This window comes from Mesorhizobium sp. (assembly GCF_004963255.1).
Taxonomy (GTDB): Bacteria; Pseudomonadota; Alphaproteobacteria; order Rhizobiales; family Rhizobiaceae; genus Mesorhizobium.
Genome location: NZ_SUGA01000146.1, coordinates 1 through 226 on the forward strand (window position 1 = coordinate 1; position 226 = coordinate 226).

The following is a 226-nucleotide window of genomic DNA, read 5'->3' on the forward strand; positions in this document are numbered from 1 at the left end:
GTATAGGTCCGCATCAGCGGGCCGTCAGTGGTCGGCAGTTCCAGCGTCACGAACTGCCCCGGTCTGTAGCGGAACCAGGTCTGGTTGTCGGAGCGGAAGGTGAAGGTCTTCACGTCAGGCGCCTCGTCGCTGACGCCGATCACTTCCAGCACCTGAAGCCTGTCGTTCCAAGGCGCCATCTCGTCGAGATGGCGGTAGAGCCCGAGATCCGTCATCGCATTCACAC

At 61.9% G+C, this 226-nt stretch carries 1 pseudogene; it reads right to left on the reverse strand.

Annotation, left to right across the window (positions count from 1 at the left end):
* Positions 1–215, reverse strand: a pseudogene (locus tag E5X34_RS32820) (hybrid-cluster NAD(P)-dependent oxidoreductase); the annotation flags it as partial.
* Positions 216–226 lie beyond the last annotated feature (11 nt).